Consider the following 20,338-nt stretch of genomic DNA (forward strand, 5'->3'; position numbering starts at 1 on the left):
TTCCATGAATGCAACCTTGCTTGATCAATAAGTCGCAAGAGCTGACGCGACAGTTGCCATTGAGAGACCTCAGAGTGAGACCTGATGTGCGAACGTTTACGCCTCAACCGCGCCACTATCAGGAGTTTTGAGAATTTCATGGCCGCTACGCGTTACCCAACATGGCCTTGGCGTCACGAGGTTTATTCCTGATGCTTAATCAGTACATGGTCAATATTTATTAGCATGAAGGTAGAAACAAAGCCTTGGCTAAGTTTTATTGAATCAGTACAGCTCTAACAGGTCCATTTATTGCCCCGTCAGTTGGGGGCAAGTTGGCTCAGGGCTGGTGACGCCATCACTGCCTGATAGCGCGGCGTTGACGATTGCTGTTGGCATTGTTGGTGCCACCGTTATGCCACATGCTATCTACCTTCACTCAGGCCTGACGCAGCATCGTGCGAAGGTGCAGAACAACAAGGATCGTTGGAAGATACTGACCTTTTCCAATCGAGAAGTGGTTATAGCCCTGGCTGTTGCCGGCATGGTCAACATGGCGATGGTAATCATGGCCGCTTCGGTGCAACTGTGGTTCTGTCACTGAACTTAGTGCTGCTGGCGCAGATATTCGGGCTTGCAATTCTGGGGTTGTCCTGACTCAGGATCGTCTTCGTCAGCTGACTGCACCTAACCACTGTAAAGGCGACTGCGCCGCTGCACTTCATGATTGCTGGTAACGTGTAGGCTATTCAACGGGAATATTGCGCATGAAGACTTCAGATCTATTTGTCAAAGCCCTGGAAAATGAAGGCGTTAAATACATATTTGGCATTCCAGGTGAAGAGAATCTGGACTTTCTTGACTCGCTCCGGAAATCGAGCATTGAACTGATTCTGACTCGCCACGAACAGGCTGCAGGATTCATGGCAGCCAACTATGGCCGGTTAACAGGTGAGCCCGGCGTCTGCTTGTCGACCTTGGGGCCCGGTGCAACCAATTTTGTGACTGCTGCTGCCTACGCGCAACTCGGTGGTATGCCTATGATCATGCTGGGCGGGCAAAAGCCGATCCGCAAGAGTAAACAGGGTCGTTTTCAGATTGTTGACGTAGTGAGCTTGATGGCCCCTGTTACAAAGTATTCAAGGCAGGTGGTTGATGGAAATAACCTGCCCTCAATGGTGCGTGAAGCATTCAGAATCACGATGGACGAACGTCCGGGGGCGGCTTATATAGAATTGCCCGAAGATATAGCCGAGGAAGAAGTTAGCGCAGCTGTATTTGATGTCGTTGGACACCGACGCCCCAATGCCGATGATCAGTCTATCGATGCAGCGGTGAAGATGATCAAGGCAGCCAAATTACCGTTACTACTGATCGGAGCCGGCGCCAACCGAAAACGCACCAGCGAGTCACTTAAAGAGTTCATTGATCAAACAGGCATCTATTTTTTCAACACTCAAATGGGTAAAGGGGTCGTGGATGAGCGCCATGAGCGATTCATCGGTACTGCTGCCTTGTCAGATCATGACTACCTTCATTGCGCGATCGAACGTGCAGATTTGATTATCAACGTCGGGCACGATGTTATCGAAAAGCCGCCTTTTATCATGGAGAAAAATGGCAAGCACGTCATCCATATCAATTTTGATGCAGCCTCTGTGGACGATGTTTATTTTCCACAATTAAATGTGGTTGGTGACATTTCCAGCACCATCAGCAGCCTGACAAACAAGCTTGGCAAGCTGGATCAGGATTTCAGCTTTTTCCAGAGAGTACGAGACGATGTGGATTCACACGTTACCAAATACTTCAAGGATGAACGTTTTCCGGTATTGCCTCAGGCATTGGTCAGCGTTCTGCGAGACCATCTGGAAGCAGAAGACATCGTCACGCTGGATAACGGTGTTTACAAAATCTGGTTTGCTCGCAACTACGAATGCTATGCCCCCAACACCTTGTTACTGGACAATGCTCTGGCGACGATGGGTGCTGGACTACCCTCAGCCATGGCTGCAAAATTACTGAATCCTGATAGAAAGGTCGTCTCAGTCAATGGTGATGGTGGGTTTCTGATGAACTCTCAGGAACTTGAAACGGCAGTGCGGATGGATCTGGATCTCGTTGTCATCATCCTGACTGACAACGCCTACGGCATGATCAAATGGAAGCAAGAAGGTGTTGGGTTTGAGAATTTTGGCCTTGACTTCAACAACCCTGATTTTGTTCAGTACGCAAACAGCTTTGGAGCCACTGGCCACAAAGCTGAAAGCTACGAGAATTTTGTAGAGATTCTGGGAACCGCACTAAACGGCAAAGGTGTACATGTTATCGACTTGCCGATTGACTATTCATTGAATCACCACATTCTCAATGTGTTGTTGAAAGAGAGTGCTTGTATCGTCTGATACCAACCAGTGAAAAGGCCCAGTTGCGACAGGAGACATGACATCGACGTAGAACCCTACACCCCAATCAATTGCTCAGACTATGATTACATCGAGCTTGCCTGTCTGGATCGTTGCGAGGTTGATATCGTCAAGCACGAGGGTGTCGTTCGCGGCTGCGCTGTAACGACTGAAAAAGACTCCAATGGTGAGTATCTGATTGTTCAACTGGAGAACGATTTGCGCGAATCCATTCGCCTTGATCAAATCAAGCAGATTGTCGTGCGTTCAGAGCCTCGACGCTTTGAGGAACGGACTTTCAAGCCGCGCTCTTAGCGTAGTCGGTTATCATCGACCGATAATCCTTGAAAACCCTGCCCACGTGAATGACATAGTCGACACTTTTGTAGCACCTGCCTGTCTGGATGACATCGAGTTGCTGTATCAGGATGACTCTTTGCTCCTCATATCGAAACCCAGTAAGTTGCTGAGTTTGTCGGGCAAGAATCCGCTCAACAAGGACTCTGTTCACTTTCGTCTTGTTCAGGATTTCCCGACGGCGACCTTGGCGCATCGTCTGGATCTTGGCACATCGGGAATAATGGTGGTGGCCCTGGATAAACCAACCAACGCGCATCTCACCAGGCAGTTCCAGCAACGCTCTATTGCAAAAGGCTATAGGGCTGTATTGCAGGGCCATCTGAAAGCAGATCAGGGCGTGATAGATGATCCCATTGCGAAAGACAGTTCAATTTTTCCGCGCCTGAAAATCTGCCAGATATCGGGAAAACCTGCACTCACTCACTACCAGGTGGAAGAACGGTGGGAATCACCAGCTCGCAGTGTTGTGCATTTTCGACCGGAAACAGGCCGCACGCACCAACTAAGAATTCATAGCCAATCCATCGGGCACCCTATTCTTGGCTGTGACCTTTACGGTGATGAGCACAGCCTGCGCTTGGCTGACAGGTTGATGCTGCATGCACAAACACTAGACTTCGTGCATCCGGCTACTGGTGAACAGGTGCACGCGGTTTGCCCTTCACCCTTTTAGCTTGTCTGTTGGATCTGCACACGCGCCTCGGTCTCGGTTCAACGATTCTAGCGTTACCTGGAGTCCAGCTGCAATCGCTGATTCTCAGCCACCGAGTATTGCTGCTCCTGGCCTGTCATGGGACAGGTAAATTGCAACGACACCGATTGCAACTGTAAGTCTCTGCCCTCGTTTTCATCAGTGCCATTTCCATATAGCCGATCACCGACAATGGGATATCCCAGACTGCTCAAGTGATGACGAATCTGATGTTTACGCCCTGTGATCAACTTCACATTCACCAACGAGCAACCATCTTTATCATCGACGTAGGAAAAGAAACTGCATGCCGCCTTTCCATCAACGGCTTGATTCACCTCATGATCTTGTGGGTGAACGCTGAAATCACCCTCCACGATCGCTTGATAGCGCTTATCCATCTTTCCGTCACGAAACATCTCACTGAATAGACGAGCAGCAGTTTTGCTGTGGCATAACAAGATGAGTCCTGTTGTTGCCCGATCAAGCCGGTGCACGATAAACACAGGACGCTCTGTCGTATTGAGCACCTTGGGCAGGTTGATCTCCACCCAGCGATTAATACTGGCAAAGTCTCCCCAGCGACTGCCCTGACAATAAAGCCCGTACGGCTTGAACCAGACACTGTAATCCTTCGCATCGTGGATCAACTGTGGCTCTGGTACAGCTTGAGTGAGCAGCTGGGCATTGTAGTTAAGCTCCAGCTTATCCCCTGCTTGCAAGGGTTTGCTGGCACGCCGCAACCGTTTCTTGCCATTGCCTCGCAGCAACCACACAGCGCCTTTTTGCATGGCATCCTTCACTTTTGCCTGAGACAGATTTGTGTGATTGGCCAGTAGTTGGCTGGCCTTGAGTTGACTACTGTCGACATCGATGGTCAGGCTGGTTTCGATAATATCTGGCATTGGCGTCATAACAGCGTCAGGACATACACTTTAACGCATTTCAATCTATATCTGCTGGGCCTGCATGTTCAACTCTTCATGGCAGCCGCCTTCTTCCGGGCTGTATTCCATCACCTTGCGATAGTGATCAGCAGGTCTGACTGTACTTTTGGATCATCATGCCTTCGAAGATATTCGCGTAGTCTCATAGCCGATAGTTTTTGCCATCGTTGTTTCCTGTCAGATGCTCAAATCGGATGATTACTTATGAATACACGTTTCCTGGTAACGGTTTTTCTCTCGCTTTCCCTTACGGCCTGTGGTGGCTCGTCAAGCAGTGACCCTGATAACAATCTGGACGACAGCCCTGAGGGTAATGGAGAAAACACTACTGGAGATACTGGAGACACTGGAGGCACTGGAGGCACTGGAGACACTGGAGACACTGGAGACACTGGAGACACTGGAGACACTGGAGACACTGGAGGCACTGGAGACACTGGAGGCACTGGAGACACTGGAGACACTGGAGACACTGGAGACACTGGAGACACTGGAGGCACTGGAGACACTGGAGACACTGGCAGTGACAACTCCGGAAGTATCAGTGGCGATATCAAGTTCATGGGCTATGTCTCAGTGAATGAGGATGTTTCGGATAATGAGGTCACTGCAGAGGGAACCTTTGTTCGGTATGCTTCTGACATCGCAGGAAACCTGATTGCCTCCTCCTTTACAGCCGGGCTGGATTTGAATGCTTGCACGGTTGAAACCATCGATTCGTCAGATCTGAACCTGGGTCCGGATACCAGCATTCCAGATTTGAATAGCGATCTGATCCCCGAACTGGTGAGTGCTGGCGAAGCCCTGCCTTTTAGTTCCAGTGCTGGCAGCTATATAGAGCTACAGAGAAATGAACAATCAGGATTCATTTTTTATACATCCGAGCCCGAATCAGTACCTGGCCCCACACCTTCGCAACTAACACTGAATATACCCGGTGATGTTTTCCCTGAATTTTCCAATGTAGATATGCCAACAGTGGAACCCTTGATTTTCATCTCTCCAGAACAAGGCCAATCAATTACGCCGGCTACCAATTTTTCCTGGACACCGGGAACTAATGCTGATGCCCATATTACTATCTCAGCGGCTAACATTTCATTCGCAGGAACGGCCTTGGTAACTGTTGTGACATGCGTAGTAACAGACGATGGTCAATTCAGTTTTCCATCACAGACACAGAGTGATATGGGCGACTCTTTCAACAGCATTCTGGGAGGAAGCCTCACACGACAAGTTTTCACTTTCCAGCAACAAGGAAACACAGCACTCATCCTTACTGCGACAAGCAGTAGCTAGTTACAGCTGATATTGGCTTCGCAGATTGCGGAGCCAATAATCAACATCAATGCTTCTCGTCCAAAGCCCTGACGCCAGGAATTCAGCCGCATTACTGACTATCCATTAGCTGGAATGCTTAGCGCACCTAAAACCAGATTCGGAACCTTTCTAACAGACCACAGTCGGAAGAGCTATAAGTCCCGATGATACATCGCGCTCTTTGTTAAAAAACAGGACAATTCCTATAGCAGCGAGAATTCAAACTTGTTCGATAAATCCTTCGAATCACTGCGTTTGAATCTTCTTGAGCTTCTAAAGTCGAAGCACGAGTGGTTGTTGAGCGGCAAGGAGTATGCCGACCTTCCAGAGAGCATTCGGGGTGCTATTGAGGAACAGCAAAATAGTAGCGAACGCTTCATCAGCTGGATTCAGATCGCCATACTGGTCGTGTTTTCGGTTCTCTACACAATGGCACCTAAAACCTCACCCATAGGTGCAGAGTTCGAACCCGTGCCTATATTTCTGGGCACCTATTTTGTTTTCGCGTGTTTACGTCTGTACTTATCCTACACATCACGTTTGGCTCACTGGATCCTGTTCCTGTCTATTTTGGTAGATATGGGCTTGTTACTAGGATTGATCTGGTCTTTTCATCTTCAATATATGCAGCCGCCTTCGTTCTATCTGAAGTCACCGACATTGCTGTACATATTCATTTTCATCGCGCTTCGTGCTTTACGTTTTGAGCCAGGCTACGTACTTCTATCCGGTATTGTGGGCGCTGCGGGTTGGTTGCTTCTGATGGTTCTTGCCATCCTGGATGAGTCAGGTCGTTCTGTCATAACGAATGACTATGTTATATATCTGACATCCAACAGCGTACTGATTGGTGGTGAACTCGACAAGATGATTTCAATTCTGGTCGTTACTTTCATTCTGACACTTGCAATTTCCAGAGCACGACGTCTGATGGTCCGATCGATTGTCGATGGTCGAACAGCAGAAAGCCTTTCACTATTCATCCCGGAGGGCGTCGCTTCTCAAATTGAGAAAAGTGATGGACCGCTGATCAATGCACAAACTGAAACCCGTGAAGCCAGCATCCTGTTTGTAGACCTGACCTCGTTTACCAGCCTTGCAGAGAGCCTGCCACCTGAGAATCTCATCGCGGTATTGAATGAGTATTTCCTCCTTATCTCAGGACCCATAGAGCGCAATCATGGAGTAATCAATCAGTTTCAGGGTGATGCGATTCTGGCAAGTTTCAACCTGCCAACCGAGGATCCTGATCACGCCAGTAGTGCGATATCAGCAGCTCTTGAAATTCAGAGGGTTTTGCATGAGTATCAGTTTGAAGGAGGCATAACCTTGTCCACCCGCACAGGGATCAATACTGGCACAGTGGTTGGAGGATTTATCGGAACACCAGTACGATTGAGCTATACCGTATACGGAGATAGTGTCAACATTGCCTCTCGACTCCAGGTATTAAGCAAGCAATACAATACCGCCAATCTGGTTTCTTTTCGCACTATGCAGCTTTGTGACCATGAACGATTTGCATTCAAGAAAAAGGGCAGTGAAATACTCCGAGGCCGCACTCACCCCATCGTATTCTATGAGGCGAGCGCGAAATGATTCTACGTGTGTGTTTCACGGTGCCAGCAGAGCGTTGACATAAGGCTTGCGTACCTTCGCATCCTTATGCCAACAGCTAGCTCGCATTGAATCAACCTGGCGTTTAATCCGCCATGATTATTCCGGATTTTCTGGTACGCAAGACACGGAGGATAAATGCTGTCCCCAAGGCAAAGACACCAAAAGCCACTGGGATGGCTGCTACCGAAATCAGAGTCAGGATGACTTTATAGATGTCGCTTGATAATAGATTGATCGAGATTGCCAGCCCTGCCATGGCCACGATCCACAAGACCCTTGACCCATTGACAGTAAGCATCTCGCAAACAAGCCCGGCGGAATCCGCACTAGTGACAAAGAACAATAGAATGTTCACCGTCAGCACGATAGAAAGAATACCCGTGCTGTCAATCTGGGCTACCAAGGCAAAAACATCTTCCACGTTCTCTGACATTCCCGCCAATCCGAAGGTTGTGAACCACAGACAGGAAATCAGGCTTGGCGCAATCAGAATACCCAACACCATCTGGCGCAATGTACGACCTTTGGAAATCCGTGCAATGAAAACGCCAGTGAAGATGAACCACCCATACCATGATGCCTCAAATGCGTATAGCCAATCTGCCAACCAGGCTTTTCGTTCCGGATCTCCCAGCCCGATATCAGTAGCCATCGCTGGAAAGCGCACCAGATATTCAGGTAACAGGCGCCCTAGCGTGCTCAGAATCTCCAGTGGTTGTGTGAGCACAAAAGTGGCGAATAGTAGAATCAGTGCGAACACGCTGTTGTAGTTACTTAACCACTTGATCCCCCGGTTCAACCCCGAGGTCGATGACGCAATGGCGAACAAGGCCAACACGCCGATAATGACGGCTTTGTTGATCTCAACGCCAAACCAACCGATCAGACTGGATTGTATGGGGGTGCTGGCATAGGAGAAAGTCAGTGCCAGGCCAATTACGGTGGAGACCACCAGACTGACCAGATTGAGCTTGCTCAGAAAGCCATTGCCAAGCAGTTCCTCAGCTGGCTTTTCGATACCCATGTTATAGATCGCGTAGCTGAACATGACCCCGACTGCAAGGTATCCGACCCATGCCAGAAGCGCCCAGTGGTTGTAGGCATTCAGCATTGCCTCATTCACACTCATACCAGCCGCGACATGCATTTGCGGCTCGGTGACACCCCAGGTGACCAAGGCGATACCCATGCCAGTGGCAAACAGCATTCCGAGCCAGCTAACTGTCTTGAACTCAGGGTCACCGCTACCGAACTTGATCTTGCCTAACGGCGTAAAGCACGCCCCAATGAAAAATATAGCGGCAAGAAACGCAGGATAGGTGAAGATAAAGCCAAAATTACCAATAACACTTTGCTTGATGATGTTCAGATAATGCTCGAACTGCACTGGAAAAATTGCAGTAATCGCTATAAGAGCCACGATAACAACGATCGAGCTTACTGAAGTCAGATAGTTTTTATTCATGGTTTCTGCCCGACAGCACGTCCGAATCCTTCGGGCATCATCAGCTGAGCTTGAGCGGTAGCGAAGGTGGCAAGTCGCTCTGCGACAACAGATTCTGGCGGGCAACTGCGGCGTGACTCCAGATCCATGTGCAGCAGTAGAGTCTCGACTGTAGCGACAGGCTTGTCAGCATCGGTTGAAAGGTGATGGAACAGGTGCAGCTTTTTGCCTTGCGTCGGCAACACCTGTGTTCTGACCGTCAGTGTTTCATCGGCGCGTGCTTCATCGAGGTATCGCACATGACTTTCCACCGTAAAGAAACTCTTGCCAGAGGCTATATAGGCCGCATCGGCACCGATCAATTCCATAAAGCGATCGGTAGCACGTGAGGCTGCTTCGACATAATGGGTTTCGTTCATATGACCGTTATAGTCGGTCCAGGTGTTGGGTATCTGACAACTGAATGTGACTGGCAATGACACAAGCGGCGATGAGATTGCCCCTTCAGACCCGCCAATCGGCTGTGCAGAGGCGTCTGACGCATTCTGTGGAATCAGTGTTTTCTCATGAGTATTCAAGACAGTTCCGGCACCGTGTCCCGACTTTTTCAAGGCGCGCAACAGGCCAATCAGATTATCGTCGCGTTGTCGTTCCAGATCCCGAATCGGCAGATGGCCTGACTGTGCATCGGACTGCTCGACGATCAGATCAACAAGTTCCGGTGTAAAGTCGGGTACGTCCATCAGTTTTGTCCAAGGCCATTCCAGAGCCGGTCCGAACTGCTCCATGAAGTGCCTCATTCCCGACTCTCCACCGGCAATCCGATAGGTTTCAAACAACCCCATCTGAGCCCAGCGCAAACCGAAGCCCATGCGAATGGCGTCATCGATCTCTTCTGTCGTGGCAATACCATCGCTGACGAGCCACAGGCTTTCCCGCCAGACAGCTTCAAGCAGACGATCGGCAATGTGTGCATCGATCTCCTTGCGTACGGTCAACGGAAACATGCCAATACTGTGCAGAATGTCGGCAGCTTGCGTGGTAAGCGTCGCATCGCCCACCAACTCGACCAATGGCAGCAGGTAGACGGGATTAAACGGATGAGCCACGATGGCATTCGCACCCTGGGCATTAAGCTCAGATGCCTTGAACCCTGAGGTGGACGAGGCGATGATCGCGTTGTCATCTGCATAGGTCTGGAGCTCTGCAAGTATCCGGTGTTTCATGTCCAGACGTTCTGGCACGCTTTCCTGAATCCAGATAGCGTTACTAACGCACTCTGCCAGTTGTGCATGAAACGACAACTGTCCTTCTGCTGGCAGCAGGATGTCATACAAGGCGGGCAAGGAGCGACGCGCATTGGCCAGCACCTCGCGAACCTTGCGTTCAGCCTCTGGATCCGGATCAAAGACAGCGACATCCCAGCCATTGAGAAGAAAACGAGCGGCCCAGCCACCACCAATGACACCACCGCCAATGATTGCCGCTCTACGCCTTGATGAAGTCTTCATCGCAGAGTTCATATTATCTGTGCTTACCGGATTCATACCGGCGCTCGCTTGACAAGCCCCAGCCGAGTTCGCACCTCATCCGGACCTGCGACTCGCGCCCCCATCCCCTCTATGATGCCCCTCGCCCGCTCAACTAATTGAGCATTGGTGGCCAATACGCCTTTGTCGAGAAAAATATTGTCCTCCAGCCCTACTCGCACGTTTCCTCCTGCAAGAACGGAGGCTGCCACGTAAGCCATCTGATCTCGGCCGAGACTGAAAGCTGACCAGTTCCAGCTGGAAGGCACATTGTTGACCATTGCCAGAAACGTGTTCATATCATTTGGTGCACCCCATGGCACACCCATGCACAGCTGTACCAGTGCGGGTGAATTCAGCACACCTTCTTCGGCCAACTGCTTTGCAAACCACAAATGACCCGTGTCGAATGCTTCAATCTCGGGTTTGACACCCAGCTCGGTCATCATGCTGCCCATGGTGCGCAAGGTACCCGGCGTATTGGTCATGACGTAGTCCGCTTCGGCAAAATTCATGGTGCCGCAGTCGAGCGTGCATATTTCTGGCAAACACTCTCGTATATGCGCCATTCGTTCACTGGCACCGATCATGTCGGTTGCTTTTTCGTTCAACGGCAAAGGGGCTTCGGGCGAGCCAAAGACCATATCGCCTCCCATACCTGCAGTCAGATTCAACACTACATCTACATCTGCGGCGCGAATTCGCTCTGTCAGTTCCCGATACAGATCTAGTCGACGCGAGGGCGCACCGGTGTCCGGATCACGAACGTGACAATGCACTATTGCAGCACCGGCACGGGCAGCGTCAATAGCGCTGTTGGCAATCTGTTCCGGTGAGCGCGGCACATGTGGACTGCGATCCTGTGAGGCGCCCGATCCGGTTACCGCACAAGTGATGAATACATCGCGATTCATGGCTAGGGGCATAATAATGATCTCCTTGATTGTCTGGTACCGTCATTGAAATCTGCGACAAATCATCAGATACTGGCATTAGATGTCAACAGATTTACGTTCAGGTGGCACAAATCAAGATATGCTCATGGCACGATTGAGCCTGTTCCATTTCTGCCAGTTAAGGGTCGCAAAATGCCAAACAATGCGTTTCATGTTGGGTTCGTTCTGTTCGACGGTTTTTCCAATATGGTGTTGGCCTGTTTGATGGAACCCCTGCGAGCAGTGCAAGGCCAATCGGATAAGCAGTCAACATGGTCGGTGCTGACTGTCGATGATGGTCCTGCCAGAAGTTCCAGCGGGCTACTTGTCACGCCCAGTCGGCCCTGTGCCGAAGTGGCCGATCTGGATGCATTGGTCATCGTTTCCGGCTATGGATTCCGTCAACACACCACGGCCAGCACAGGGAAACACCTGCGAGCCCTGGCCAAACGTTCGGATTTGCTGATCGGTGCGGATACGGGAGCATGGCTGCTGGCATCCAGCGGCTTGTTGAGCTCTGGGGAAGCCACCATTCACTGGCATGTACTGGATGAGTTCACTGAATCGTTTCCCGCACTGACGTGTACTTTCACGCGGGTGGCAAAACAAAAGCAGATCTGGACCTGTGGCGGGGCCTCCACCGCGCTGGATTTGATGCTGGCGCTGATTGCCGAGACGTTTGGACCCGCTGCCGCGTTTAGTGCGTCGACCCTTTTTCTGCATGATGCAGAACGACAGTACCGTTCAGGGCGAGGCCCCAATTATCTCAAAGGTAAAGGCAGCACCCGCCTGTTACAGGCGATCAATCGAATGGTGGAGACGGTCGAAGAACCGCTTTCTCTGGCAGATCTTGCTGCATCGGCGAGCCTTTCCCTGAGAACGCTCAATCGGTTGTTCCGCACTGAAATAGGCCTGTCACCAGGCCAGTATTATCAGATGTTAAGGCTCGATCGTGCGCGCGATCTGGCAACGAGTACCGAGCTGTCCTTATCCGAGATTGCCGTACGCTGTGGATTCTCGACAGCCTCCTCTCTCGGCAAGGCATTTTCACGTACCCATAAGATCAGTATAGGAAAAATCCGATCTCGTCACGAGCATTATTGAGTCAAGCTGCGTGAATGATGCGCATAGACACGTCAAGTCGCTTGAGGTAGAAGGAATTCTCAGGCTGCGTATCGCTGCTGTTCCATCTCTGGGTGCTCTTCCATACTGACCACATCGGTTTGATGAGCCATTGGCGCAACGGCTGGCACAATAGCAACGAGCTGCTCGGTTGTATCAGTCGCAACAAGCCATGGCCAGGCCTTCACACCTTGCTCCAATAACTCACGAGAAAAACCCATATCGGCCAGCATATGATCACTTTTTGTCAGTAACGCTCGACGAGCACGGCGGCGCCCGACAACGTTAGCGAAAGCATGGCTTTCTGTGTCGAGCTTCTTGAGGGATAAAGCGGATGGGTATCGAGCCATCATTAATTTGTAGGTACCGTAGAACATGTATTGTAGTTTCTCTTGTTTGAAGCCAGCCTGATGCCGCTTCTTCAGTCTTTCTTGCTGACTAAGATAGCGACATGTAGTAACACAACAAACGATAAAAACTTGTGCCTACGGAAAGCGCAGCTTACTAATGACAGGCGGTCATATGACAGAGGCGGTACTGGTGTTTATTCGAGTATCGGTTGATCAGCAAAACGTATAGGTCTCTTGATATAAGGTATATTTCAATCAGTATCTGAAAATAAAGTATAGAGGTGATGGCTTATCTGAACTCATTGTGTGTCAAGACAGTCATGTAGTAATATTACCTAGATGTCGGATGTATCAAGATAATCCAGCAAGTTTAAGTCAACTGGCGATTCTATAGCCTCACTGTTCGAATCCTCGTCTCCAGCACCGAATGAATAACCACCAACAGCGCATCCCCCTTCTGTTGCGTCGTGTAGCCGGATCGCCAGGCGGAAATTCTCGTCAGAGTGGCGTCCTGATCGATGAGCGAGCTGAGCTCGTCGTCTGCCGCATCACGCAAAGCAAGCTCACCGTCGTCCCGGGCCACGCAAAAGAATCTGCGCCGGTCATGATCCCCCGATGCGTCGGATACGAATACCGGGCCGGCGATCTCGATGAAAATGACAGTCAATGTGTTAGCGTCAGCAGGAGCGGGTGGCCAGCGGAACACTGAATCGGAGGTAAGAGTGGCCAGACCCTCAGGTGTGACATTCTCCAACGGCGTGATGTTGGCAATTGGCATATCAGGAAAGCCGGGAAAGCTGTCACCGGGTACATCGAGTGTAAGTTCGTTAGGCGGGAGCGATGCACTGTCGACATAGCCAGAGTCGCCGGGTTCCGGATCCTGCAATAAGGTGTGCCAGGTACCTGCTGGTGAACTGAACACCAGTGCCTCACCGGCGCTGATGGACTCAACTTCGATTGTGCTGTCCGGTTCAATGATGAAGGCGGCTCCGAGACCCCATGGGGTAATGGCATCTGTCGAGCACAGATCAGGCGACGGCACGACTGTCTCGATGGTTCGCTCGTTTCCAAGAGGTTGATTAAGCAGCGCGAAGCTAGCCTCTATCGAAGTGCCTCGTTGACCGTCACCCAGCTGCTGATTGAGCCAGACGGCTCCCAAGCGTTGAATCGGTACGTTACTCGTCTCGCCGATTTCGGCGGACGGGTCAGCCGATCCGTTGTCGCAGGCGCTGATCGTGAATGCCACAATCAGCAGGAGTCGAAGTGGTCGAGCTAGATCAGAGCCAGGCAACATATTTTAGAAGTTCAGTTGAGGATCTTCAGCGTTAACGTCATCATCTTTGCTAACGGACGAGAGAAGCTGGCCGCAGTCTAGCCTCCGGTCGGTTGACTTGCCCAGTAGCTCTCTTCGGTCCCCGAGTATAGGACATATCAAAACATCGACCACCACTAGTGGTGTAACCGCTTGATAAATTCCAGTTATAGTCTAACTTCATAATAATACTTTGCAACCTGTTGAAGTGATTGAGAATGCCTAAGCGTCATGTGGTTAAGTTGTCCGAAGAAGAGCGCCATGCTCTGGAGCAGATCTGTAAAACGGGACGCATAGCGGCGCAGAAGCGACGACATGCACAGATTTTGTTACTGGTTGATCAAGGAGAGCATGGTCCTTCGATGACCGATGCCGAGGTTGCTGAGCGAATGGAACTGACCACCCGTTGCATCGCAAAGACACGCCAGCGATGTGTGGAAGAAGGATTGGAACTGGCGCTGCAGCGTAAGAGACGCAGTCGAGAGCGAACGGCAAGATTGGATGGCGATGCGGAGGCCAGGCTAGTAAGCCTGGCTTGCAGTGATGCGCCAGAAGGCCAGGTGCGTTGGACGTTGAAGCTGTTGAGCGAGCGTCTGATTGAGCTGGAAATTGTCGAAAGCGTGGCTTATGAAACGGTGCGTCAAGTTTTAAAAAAACATCATAAAACCTTGGCAGAAACGCATGTGGTGCATAGCGCCTAAAGAGGACGCGGGGTTTGTCTGCCAGATGGAGGCTGTACTGGATGTGTATAAAAGACCTTTTGATGCAGAGTATCCTGTGGTTTGTATGGACGAGACAACCAAACAATGCACGCGTGAGGTACAAAAACCGATCCCGGCATCGCCTGGCCAAAGTGAGCGCTACGACGGAGAGTACGAGCGCAATGGAGTTGCCCACCTGATGGTGTTCTATACGCCATTGGAGAGTCGACGCACGGTGCGTATTGCCGACAATCATGCGTCGGGCGAATGGGCCGAAGGCGTCCGTGACCTGGTGGAGAATCAATACCCCCACGCGAAAAAGATCACGCTGGTTATGGACAACCTGAGCACTCATAGCGGAGCCTCCCTATACAGAACGTTCGAACCCGCCGTGGCACATGCGCTTATGCAGAAGCTTGAGTTTGTCTTTACACCCAAGCATGGCAGTTGGTTGAATATGGCTGAATGTGAGTTCAGCGTTCTGGCCAGGCAATGTTTGGATCGACGCATTGCCGACGTGCCTACGCTGACCAAGGAGATAGCCGCATGGCAGACCCATCGCAACGAGAACGCCAAGCCTGCCGACTGGCGCTTTACAACCGACGATGCTCGTATCAAACTCAAAAGGCTTTACCCGAAAGTATCATGCAGTTAACCTACTAGGCTGGCATACCGAATACCCAACATCCATGGCTTTTCATCAATCATACAGCTGCCAGGTACCTGCCCATTCACCCTTTGAAGCACTTGCTGGGCCTGGGACGCTCACTCCACCACTCATCTAGCATCTGATCAATCTTCACCACGCAACCATCCGTCTTACGGTTCTCGTCACTTGGGCAGTATCCTTCGATAATCTTTGCTTCGGAGTTTCTCCTGGCAAACACCTGGCGGCGGCGCACTCTAGAGCTGCCAAGTGCTTTCAACGCTTGATGTCGACCGTGCCTATGACAGCTTTGCGGATGAAACATACCGTCAATGATCAATGTGATTAGCTATCATCAACAGCCGCTGTGGGCACTTTGCTGACCGTCGTCGCACCAGCCAAATCTTGCAAGTCAGAGGGTTCTTTGTTCAGAACCATGTCAAGTAAATTCTTCAAAGAACAACGCTCTTACTGCGCTTTGCCAACCTGTTTACATGATCCGGCACTCTACAAAACTACCCTACTTCACTTTGGGCAGCTTTCTTAGTTGAGTTTCCATTTTTCTGAAGTGACAGGAGAGAAGTCCACTAAATCCGTACTAATGCTATTTTAACGGATTATTGCGCTTATACGACTATTTGGAATTAGATTTTCGGTTTAGGATTCGTCGGCGTCTTCTGAGTGGCGAGTGAGATCAGGACTGAGTTCTGCCTCCAGTTCACTGACATTGGGCAAGCTGGATTGCAGGTCATCTGGCAAGTTACTAGCGAGGCGGAGACTCAACCGACAGGCATGTCACTGCGCGTCAGTGGGGTCCCGGCAGCGTGGGAGGATTGCTCCCACTTGAGTTCTTCGGTGAATCGAGTATCCGAGTCTAGAATCAGTTGTCGAAGTTCGGTCAACAACAGTCTCTAGGGCTCGGACAAGTCTTTTGAACCAGCCATCAATCTTGTCATTCATTGCAACCTGAATCCACTCTTTGTTTCTTCCCACAAGTCCGCCCAGTCGCATCTCTTATTGCCCCCTCTAGAACCCAAAGATGCGCGAGCCGCGCCGTCACCATGGCCTGAAGCGTCTCCCCTTCCCGTTGCTCGCCCGTGCGCTGCGCGGTGAGTGCCAGCAATTGACCTTTGGTACTCGCCAGCGTCGATTGTGTCTTGCAGGCCGTGGCTGATGCTGATGCTGATGCTGATGCTGATGCTGATGCTGATGCTGATGCTGATGCTGATGCTGATGCTGATGCTGATGCTGATGCTGATGCTGATGCTGATGCTGATGCTGATGCTGATGCTGATGCTGATGCTGATGCTGATGCTGATGCTGATGCTGATGCTGATGCTGATGCTGATGCTGATAGTGATGCTGATAGTGATGCTGATAGTGATGCTGATAGTGATGCTGATAGTGATGCTGATAGTGATGGTGATGGTCAGATTGGAGCTCTCTCGCTGCCGTGCCTCGAGCTGGCTGTTCAGGTCCGTGCGGCTGGATCGTGCCTGGGACAGCGCGTCGGTTTGACGACGGACGCTGTCCCGTTCGACCCGCAACCCGTCGCGCTCGGCCAGGGCCTCATCGCGTAAGTGCTGACGCTCGGCTGTCAGCGTCTGGATGTGCGCTAACAGACAGACGAACGGACGCTTTCGGCGCAGAATTGATACAGTGTAACCAAAGAATTTCTGCATACAGACGGCAATGACAACATCCGGCAGACGAGAACGCTGTGATCTTCGCAAGGGACGAAATGAGCCACACAGATGCTCGGCCTCATTGCAGCGGCTGGCAGCCATCGCCGCAACATCCGTCAGCACCGTCCTTGAGCTCGACGAACCACAGATAGCCTGGAACGCAGACCCCGAACTCTCAACGAACAAAGAAAGCGCAACCATGGTAATGATAACTGTAAGAACGGACGAGATTCCCAAACCGACGTTGAGTTCGACGCTCACGGCGCACAATGACCTTAAAATACTGCCTCTACTGGCGGTCGAAAAGCATCTCGGCTCGTCACCAGAAGGATTATCTCAGACCAAGGCGACCAGACGCCTGACTCAAAATGAGTCGAACGAGGTCGCGGAGAAGAAGACCCAAACACTGCTGAAAATTTTGACCTGTTTCAGGGGCATCATTCCGAGATGAAACGCGCTGGGAACTGATGTCGATCAATCCGAAATCACCAGTACTCTGACAATTTGTTCAGAAGGCAGCTCAATCCTCCCGTGCTGGCGCAATTCTTCCGAAGGTCAACCACGGAATGTCGAAACACAATACGTATTCGGGAGTGGCCGCACTCGAGAATTACGAGTCGTTACTGCTTGCGCTGAACGACGCGCATGTGCTGTCCGAGTGCGAGATCATGGGCGGTTTCGAGGACACTGCGGCTGCCAATAAAAACGCGGACGATTCTGACGTCGACCTTGCCTGAAAATTGATTCCTCCTCAGGGGAATTTGACCCTGTTCATGAGCGCCGACGAAACGTTGCAAACAATGAGAGGCTGGATACCCTGTAGACGTTACAGGCAGCCGCGTAGTCCAGAAGGACCGGTCAGATTTACGCAACGCCGAGGTAATACCAGATATTCAGAGCGAACGAATTAAGTTCGCTACCGCACAGACAACCTTTGTCCTTCGAGTTCATAAAAGAACCAGTTTGAGCTATCGAGTTGATGGCCGACCAGAATCGCATTTCCTGCTTGCAGCACCGCAAGCTCACTCTTCCTGTCGACTACTGGAGCTTTCCCCATGATTTCACTTCGTACTGTTGCAATCGCGACCGCCCTGAGCACTTTTGGCCTTACTGGGTGTGCCCAGATGCCCGTCGGGCACAACGCTCAACGTCCTGATGCCGCATCCACTGGAAACATGTCCATGCCGATGGACGGTTCCGAGGCGCAAATGGCTCGCATGGACGAACAGATGACGGCCATGCAGGCGATGCACGACAAGATGATGGAGGCCAAGACGCCGGAAGAGCGAAACGCCATGATGGCGGAGCATACGGAGGTCATGCAGAACAGCATGGCCATGATGAATGAAATGGGCTCTGGCGGCATGATGGACAAGGGCGGCATGAAAGACAAGCCCGACATGCAGGACAAGGACCGGATGCATAGTGACATGGGCAAGCATCGCAAGATGATGGAAAAGCGCATGCAGATGATGCAGTCCATGATGCAGATGATGATGGACCACATGCCCCCTGCCCCGGGCAAGTCTTGAAGGGCGACGAAAAGAGAGCCGGAGTATCCGCACGTCGACTCGCTTACTACAAGTTTGGTACAGTGGGCAGATAAACATGATCGGTGATCGTCATCTGCGTAGGAGATGCGTGCTGACACGGCGCGTGAAGATTGCAACGCACCCTTCGTCTGCCTGGAGCGATTGCTCTGGCGTTCTTCTTTACTCAGGAGGTTCTATGAAGTACTTGACGGCGATTGTTGTTTGTTTGATGCCTATGCTCGCCAGTGTCGTCGCAACAGCTTTCGCCCTTCACTGAACCAGAGCACTCCACTGACCATCGCCACACACACGGACCACTGGCCCGCCGAGAGCGGTACAGTGCCGAAGGCGAGGTTGAGGAATGGCAGGTGAACGAGCGCCCCCTTGCAGTGCTGTCGACAACGCTACCGCGGCCCACAGCCAGCGGTTTGAGAAAGCGGCTCGGAACGCGGATGCGGACTTGGAGCGCGCGTTAACGCAGTTGAAAAGCTGTGTCAGCACCAGCACCGTGAAGGTGGCGGTGCGCGCCAGTTCCAGGCTGTGCGGGCCGGCGCCCAGCCAGGTATCAACCGGCTCGATCAGTCCACCGGGCAAGAACAGGTCCAGCGTCAGCAGGGTCAGCACCGACGTCGACAATGCCAAGACCTGCCGCAATGCGCACCGCCGTGCGCGGATGGTCGCCGGTGATCATGATCACGCGGATGCCGGCCTGCCGGGCCTGGTCGATTGCCACGGCCGCCTCCTTGCGAGGCGGATCGATGATGCCCACTGTGCCGAGGTACTCCAGATTCTGTTCAAATGAGGCCGCCTCCTCCGCAGCATCGGTCGGCACCTTCGCGTCAGCTGCCACGTTGCGGCGCGCCACGGCCAGCGTGCGCAGCGCCTCATCGCTCATCGCAGCCACGTCGGCAAATATCTGCGAGTGCAAGGCTGCATCGAGTGCAACCGTAGATTCGCCGTGGCGTGTGTGAGGTGGTCATCTTCGCCAACGCCGCTACTGCCTGCGCCGTCTTGGCTTCCTGCAGCCAGCCCAGCACGGCGTTCAGCACCACCACGCAGATGATGACGATGGCATCCAGAGGCCAGCCGGCCACATCTGGTTGACTCCGGCCATCAAACCACCAGGCAGCCAGAGCCACAGCTGCTGCTATACCCAGCAGGTAGACCAGCGGGTTCTGCAGCTGCGCCAACGCCCGGCGCCAGACTGGCACGGGTGGCAGAGCGCGCAGTTCGTTCGGACCGTCCGCGCGCAGCCGCTTGGCAGCCTCCCCGGCGTCGAGTCCACGCTCCAGGTTGGTGCCAAGCGATGAGACCAGATCGTCAAAATCGATCAGCGACGGGTCTTTCGGTGAAGCTTTCTGCGATTCGGGATCTGGCATCGGCGTAGTTGAGAAAGACCCTTTCCGACCCGTGCGTCGCGCCTGGCCGGTAACCCGTACGTCGTCGTGTCCGTATACGTCGATTTTCTGCAGATTCCTGAATTGGCGAAGCATGGTGTTCTGGCTTTCAACGGTTTCAAACGCAGAGCGTCCGGCAGGAGTAGGGTCAGTGGACGCGCAGCAAGGTGCATGGTCCAATGGACAGTTTGCCCGGAACAGGGAAATTAAAAGTGCGCCTCTGGCGGCACGGCGTCTGTGCGATAGCGCACAATGCAGCTCCGACGGCGCCAGAGCCTGCCCCTGCGCAATGCCGCCGGTTAACACACCGGTTCCCAGCAAATGCGCGAGCCATTGCAAGCAGGCAGAACGCTGTCAACCGCG

At 52.0% G+C, this 20,338-nt stretch carries 24 protein-coding genes and 1 pseudogene; 15 read left to right on the forward strand and 10 right to left on the reverse strand.

Annotated elements, in window-relative coordinates:
* The first annotated feature begins 259 nt into the window (after positions 1–259).
* The 4 genes from IMCC3135_RS17425 (at position 260) to IMCC3135_RS17440 (ending at position 3,417) form a co-directional block, all read left to right on the forward strand.
* Positions 260–583, forward strand: a complete 324-nt coding sequence (locus tag IMCC3135_RS17425) for a divalent metal cation transporter (RefSeq protein WP_088918774.1) — start codon at positions 260–262, stop codon at positions 581–583.
* Between the two features lie 163 nt (positions 584–746).
* A complete protein-coding gene (locus IMCC3135_RS17430) occupies positions 747–2,384 on the forward strand; it encodes an acetolactate synthase large subunit (protein WP_088918775.1) in 1,638 nt (545 codons plus the stop codon).
* A 9-nt stretch (positions 2,385–2,393) separates the two neighbouring features.
* Positions 2,394–2,699 (forward strand): Rho-binding antiterminator, encoded by a 306-nt coding sequence (locus IMCC3135_RS17435; RefSeq protein WP_088918776.1) that lies wholly within the window; start codon positions 2,394–2,396, stop codon positions 2,697–2,699.
* Between the two features lie 46 nt (positions 2,700–2,745).
* Positions 2,746–3,417, forward strand: a complete 672-nt coding sequence (locus IMCC3135_RS17440) for an RluA family pseudouridine synthase (RefSeq protein WP_088918777.1) — start codon at positions 2,746–2,748, stop codon at positions 3,415–3,417.
* A 53-nt stretch (positions 3,418–3,470) separates the two neighbouring features.
* Here the strand turns inward: IMCC3135_RS17440 and IMCC3135_RS17445 are convergent, their stop codons facing one another.
* Complete coding sequence (locus IMCC3135_RS17445) at positions 3,471–4,340, reverse strand: pseudouridine synthase family protein (RefSeq protein WP_088921904.1); 870 nt, start codon at positions 4,338–4,340, stop codon at positions 3,471–3,473.
* 355 nt (positions 4,341–4,695) lie between these two features.
* On the opposite strand from IMCC3135_RS17445, the gene IMCC3135_RS17450 reads away from it, so the two are divergent.
* From IMCC3135_RS17450 to IMCC3135_RS17455, 3 genes are all read left to right on the forward strand, one after another.
* On the forward strand, positions 4,696–4,962 hold the full coding sequence (locus tag IMCC3135_RS17450; protein WP_157736070.1) for a hypothetical protein: 267 nt from the start codon (positions 4,696–4,698) through the stop codon (positions 4,960–4,962).
* Positions 4,944–5,681, forward strand: coding sequence for a hypothetical protein (locus tag IMCC3135_RS34170; RefSeq protein WP_157736071.1), 738 nt, complete (start codon positions 4,944–4,946; stop codon positions 5,679–5,681). Before IMCC3135_RS17450 ends, IMCC3135_RS34170 begins: the two co-directional genes overlap by 19 nt.
* A gap of 246 nt (positions 5,682–5,927) precedes the next feature.
* Positions 5,928–7,301, forward strand: a complete 1,374-nt coding sequence (locus IMCC3135_RS17455) for an adenylate/guanylate cyclase domain-containing protein (RefSeq protein ID WP_088918778.1) — start codon at positions 5,928–5,930, stop codon at positions 7,299–7,301.
* A gap of 103 nt (positions 7,302–7,404) precedes the next feature.
* Here the strand turns inward: IMCC3135_RS17455 and IMCC3135_RS17460 are convergent, their stop codons facing one another.
* From IMCC3135_RS17460 to bcoG, 3 genes are read right to left on the reverse strand one after another with little or no spacing between them, the layout of a single operon-like run.
* Positions 7,405–8,787 (reverse strand): BCCT family transporter, encoded by a 1,383-nt coding sequence (locus IMCC3135_RS17460; RefSeq protein ID WP_088918779.1) that lies wholly within the window; start codon positions 8,785–8,787, stop codon positions 7,405–7,407.
* Positions 8,784–10,277, reverse strand: a complete 1,494-nt coding sequence (locus IMCC3135_RS17465) for a carnitine 3-dehydrogenase (protein WP_088921905.1) — start codon at positions 10,275–10,277, stop codon at positions 8,784–8,786. Before IMCC3135_RS17465 ends, IMCC3135_RS17460 begins: the two co-directional genes overlap by 4 nt.
* A 32-nt stretch (positions 10,278–10,309) precedes the next feature.
* Complete coding sequence (gene bcoG / locus IMCC3135_RS17470; protein ID WP_088918780.1) at positions 10,310–11,221, reverse strand: 3-dehydrocarnitine:acetyl-CoA trimethylamine transferase BcoG; 912 nt, start codon at positions 11,219–11,221, stop codon at positions 10,310–10,312.
* Between the two features lie 162 nt (positions 11,222–11,383).
* On the opposite strand from bcoG, the gene IMCC3135_RS17475 reads away from it, so the two are divergent.
* Positions 11,384–12,334 (forward strand): GlxA family transcriptional regulator, encoded by a 951-nt coding sequence (locus tag IMCC3135_RS17475; RefSeq protein WP_088918781.1) that lies wholly within the window; start codon positions 11,384–11,386, stop codon positions 12,332–12,334.
* A 59-nt stretch (positions 12,335–12,393) separates the two neighbouring features.
* Here IMCC3135_RS17475 and IMCC3135_RS17480 read toward each other — a convergent pair whose 3' ends face one another.
* Together IMCC3135_RS17480 and IMCC3135_RS17485 are read right to left on the reverse strand one after the other, a co-directional pair.
* Entirely contained in the window at positions 12,394–12,729 is a 336-nt protein-coding gene (locus tag IMCC3135_RS17480; protein WP_088918782.1) for a YjiS-like domain-containing protein, read from the reverse strand.
* A gap of 361 nt (positions 12,730–13,090) precedes the next feature.
* On the reverse strand, positions 13,091–13,948 hold the full coding sequence (locus IMCC3135_RS17485; RefSeq protein WP_157736072.1) for a hypothetical protein: 858 nt from the start codon (positions 13,946–13,948) through the stop codon (positions 13,091–13,093).
* Between the two features lie 284 nt (positions 13,949–14,232).
* Between IMCC3135_RS17485 and IMCC3135_RS17490 the strand changes: the two genes are divergently transcribed.
* The 7 genes from IMCC3135_RS17490 to IMCC3135_RS17515 all read left to right on the forward strand — a co-directional run bounded on the left by IMCC3135_RS17490 (position 14,233) and on the right by IMCC3135_RS17515 (position 18,578).
* A complete protein-coding gene (locus IMCC3135_RS17490) occupies positions 14,233–14,715 on the forward strand; it encodes a helix-turn-helix domain-containing protein (RefSeq protein WP_088916797.1) in 483 nt (160 codons plus the stop codon).
* A complete protein-coding gene (locus IMCC3135_RS17495) occupies positions 14,696–15,370 on the forward strand; it encodes an IS630 family transposase (RefSeq protein WP_088916798.1) in 675 nt (224 codons plus the stop codon). The genes IMCC3135_RS17490 and IMCC3135_RS17495 overlap by 20 nt, the downstream gene beginning before the upstream one ends.
* Before the next feature lie 1,030 nt (positions 15,371–16,400).
* A complete protein-coding gene (locus IMCC3135_RS35270; RefSeq protein ID WP_257790392.1) occupies positions 16,401–16,535 on the forward strand; it encodes a hypothetical protein in 135 nt (44 codons plus the stop codon).
* Entirely contained in the window at positions 16,528–16,941 is a 414-nt protein-coding gene (locus IMCC3135_RS34755; RefSeq protein ID WP_205737578.1) for a hypothetical protein, read from the forward strand. Before IMCC3135_RS35270 ends, IMCC3135_RS34755 begins: the two co-directional genes overlap by 8 nt.
* A 187-nt stretch (positions 16,942–17,128) precedes the next feature.
* Complete coding sequence (locus IMCC3135_RS17505; RefSeq protein WP_205737579.1) at positions 17,129–17,497, forward strand: cation-transporting P-type ATPase; 369 nt, start codon at positions 17,129–17,131, stop codon at positions 17,495–17,497.
* A 115-nt stretch (positions 17,498–17,612) separates the two neighbouring features.
* On the forward strand, positions 17,613–17,783 hold the full coding sequence (locus IMCC3135_RS17510) for a hypothetical protein (protein ID WP_088918784.1): 171 nt from the start codon (positions 17,613–17,615) through the stop codon (positions 17,781–17,783).
* A gap of 318 nt (positions 17,784–18,101) precedes the next feature.
* Complete coding sequence (locus tag IMCC3135_RS17515; RefSeq protein WP_088918785.1) at positions 18,102–18,578, forward strand: hypothetical protein; 477 nt, start codon at positions 18,102–18,104, stop codon at positions 18,576–18,578.
* 233 nt (positions 18,579–18,811) lie between these two features.
* On the opposite strand, the gene IMCC3135_RS35565 is transcribed toward IMCC3135_RS17515, so the two are convergent.
* The 4 genes and pseudogenes from IMCC3135_RS35565 to IMCC3135_RS17525 form a co-directional block, all read right to left on the reverse strand.
* The gene (locus tag IMCC3135_RS35565; RefSeq protein ID WP_418251447.1) at positions 18,812–18,946 is read right to left on the reverse strand and encodes a hypothetical protein; all 135 of its coding nucleotides are present in this window, start codon (positions 18,944–18,946) and stop codon (positions 18,812–18,814) included.
* A 76-nt stretch (positions 18,947–19,022) separates the two neighbouring features.
* Positions 19,023–19,202: pseudogene (locus tag IMCC3135_RS35570) on the reverse strand (cation transporting ATPase C-terminal domain-containing protein); the annotation flags it as partial.
* On the reverse strand, positions 19,144–19,473 hold the full coding sequence (locus tag IMCC3135_RS34765) for an HAD family hydrolase (RefSeq protein WP_205737581.1): 330 nt from the start codon (positions 19,471–19,473) through the stop codon (positions 19,144–19,146). The gene IMCC3135_RS34765 and the pseudogene IMCC3135_RS35570, both read right to left, overlap by 59 nt.
* Entirely contained in the window at positions 19,463–20,314 is an 852-nt protein-coding gene (locus IMCC3135_RS17525) for a cation-transporting P-type ATPase (protein ID WP_157736073.1), read from the reverse strand. The genes IMCC3135_RS34765 and IMCC3135_RS17525 overlap by 11 nt, the downstream gene beginning before the upstream one ends.
* Positions 20,315–20,338: the final 24 nt, after the last annotated feature.

It is taken from the genome of Granulosicoccus antarcticus IMCC3135 (assembly GCF_002215215.1).
Lineage (GTDB): Bacteria > Pseudomonadota > Gammaproteobacteria > Granulosicoccales > Granulosicoccaceae > Granulosicoccus > Granulosicoccus antarcticus.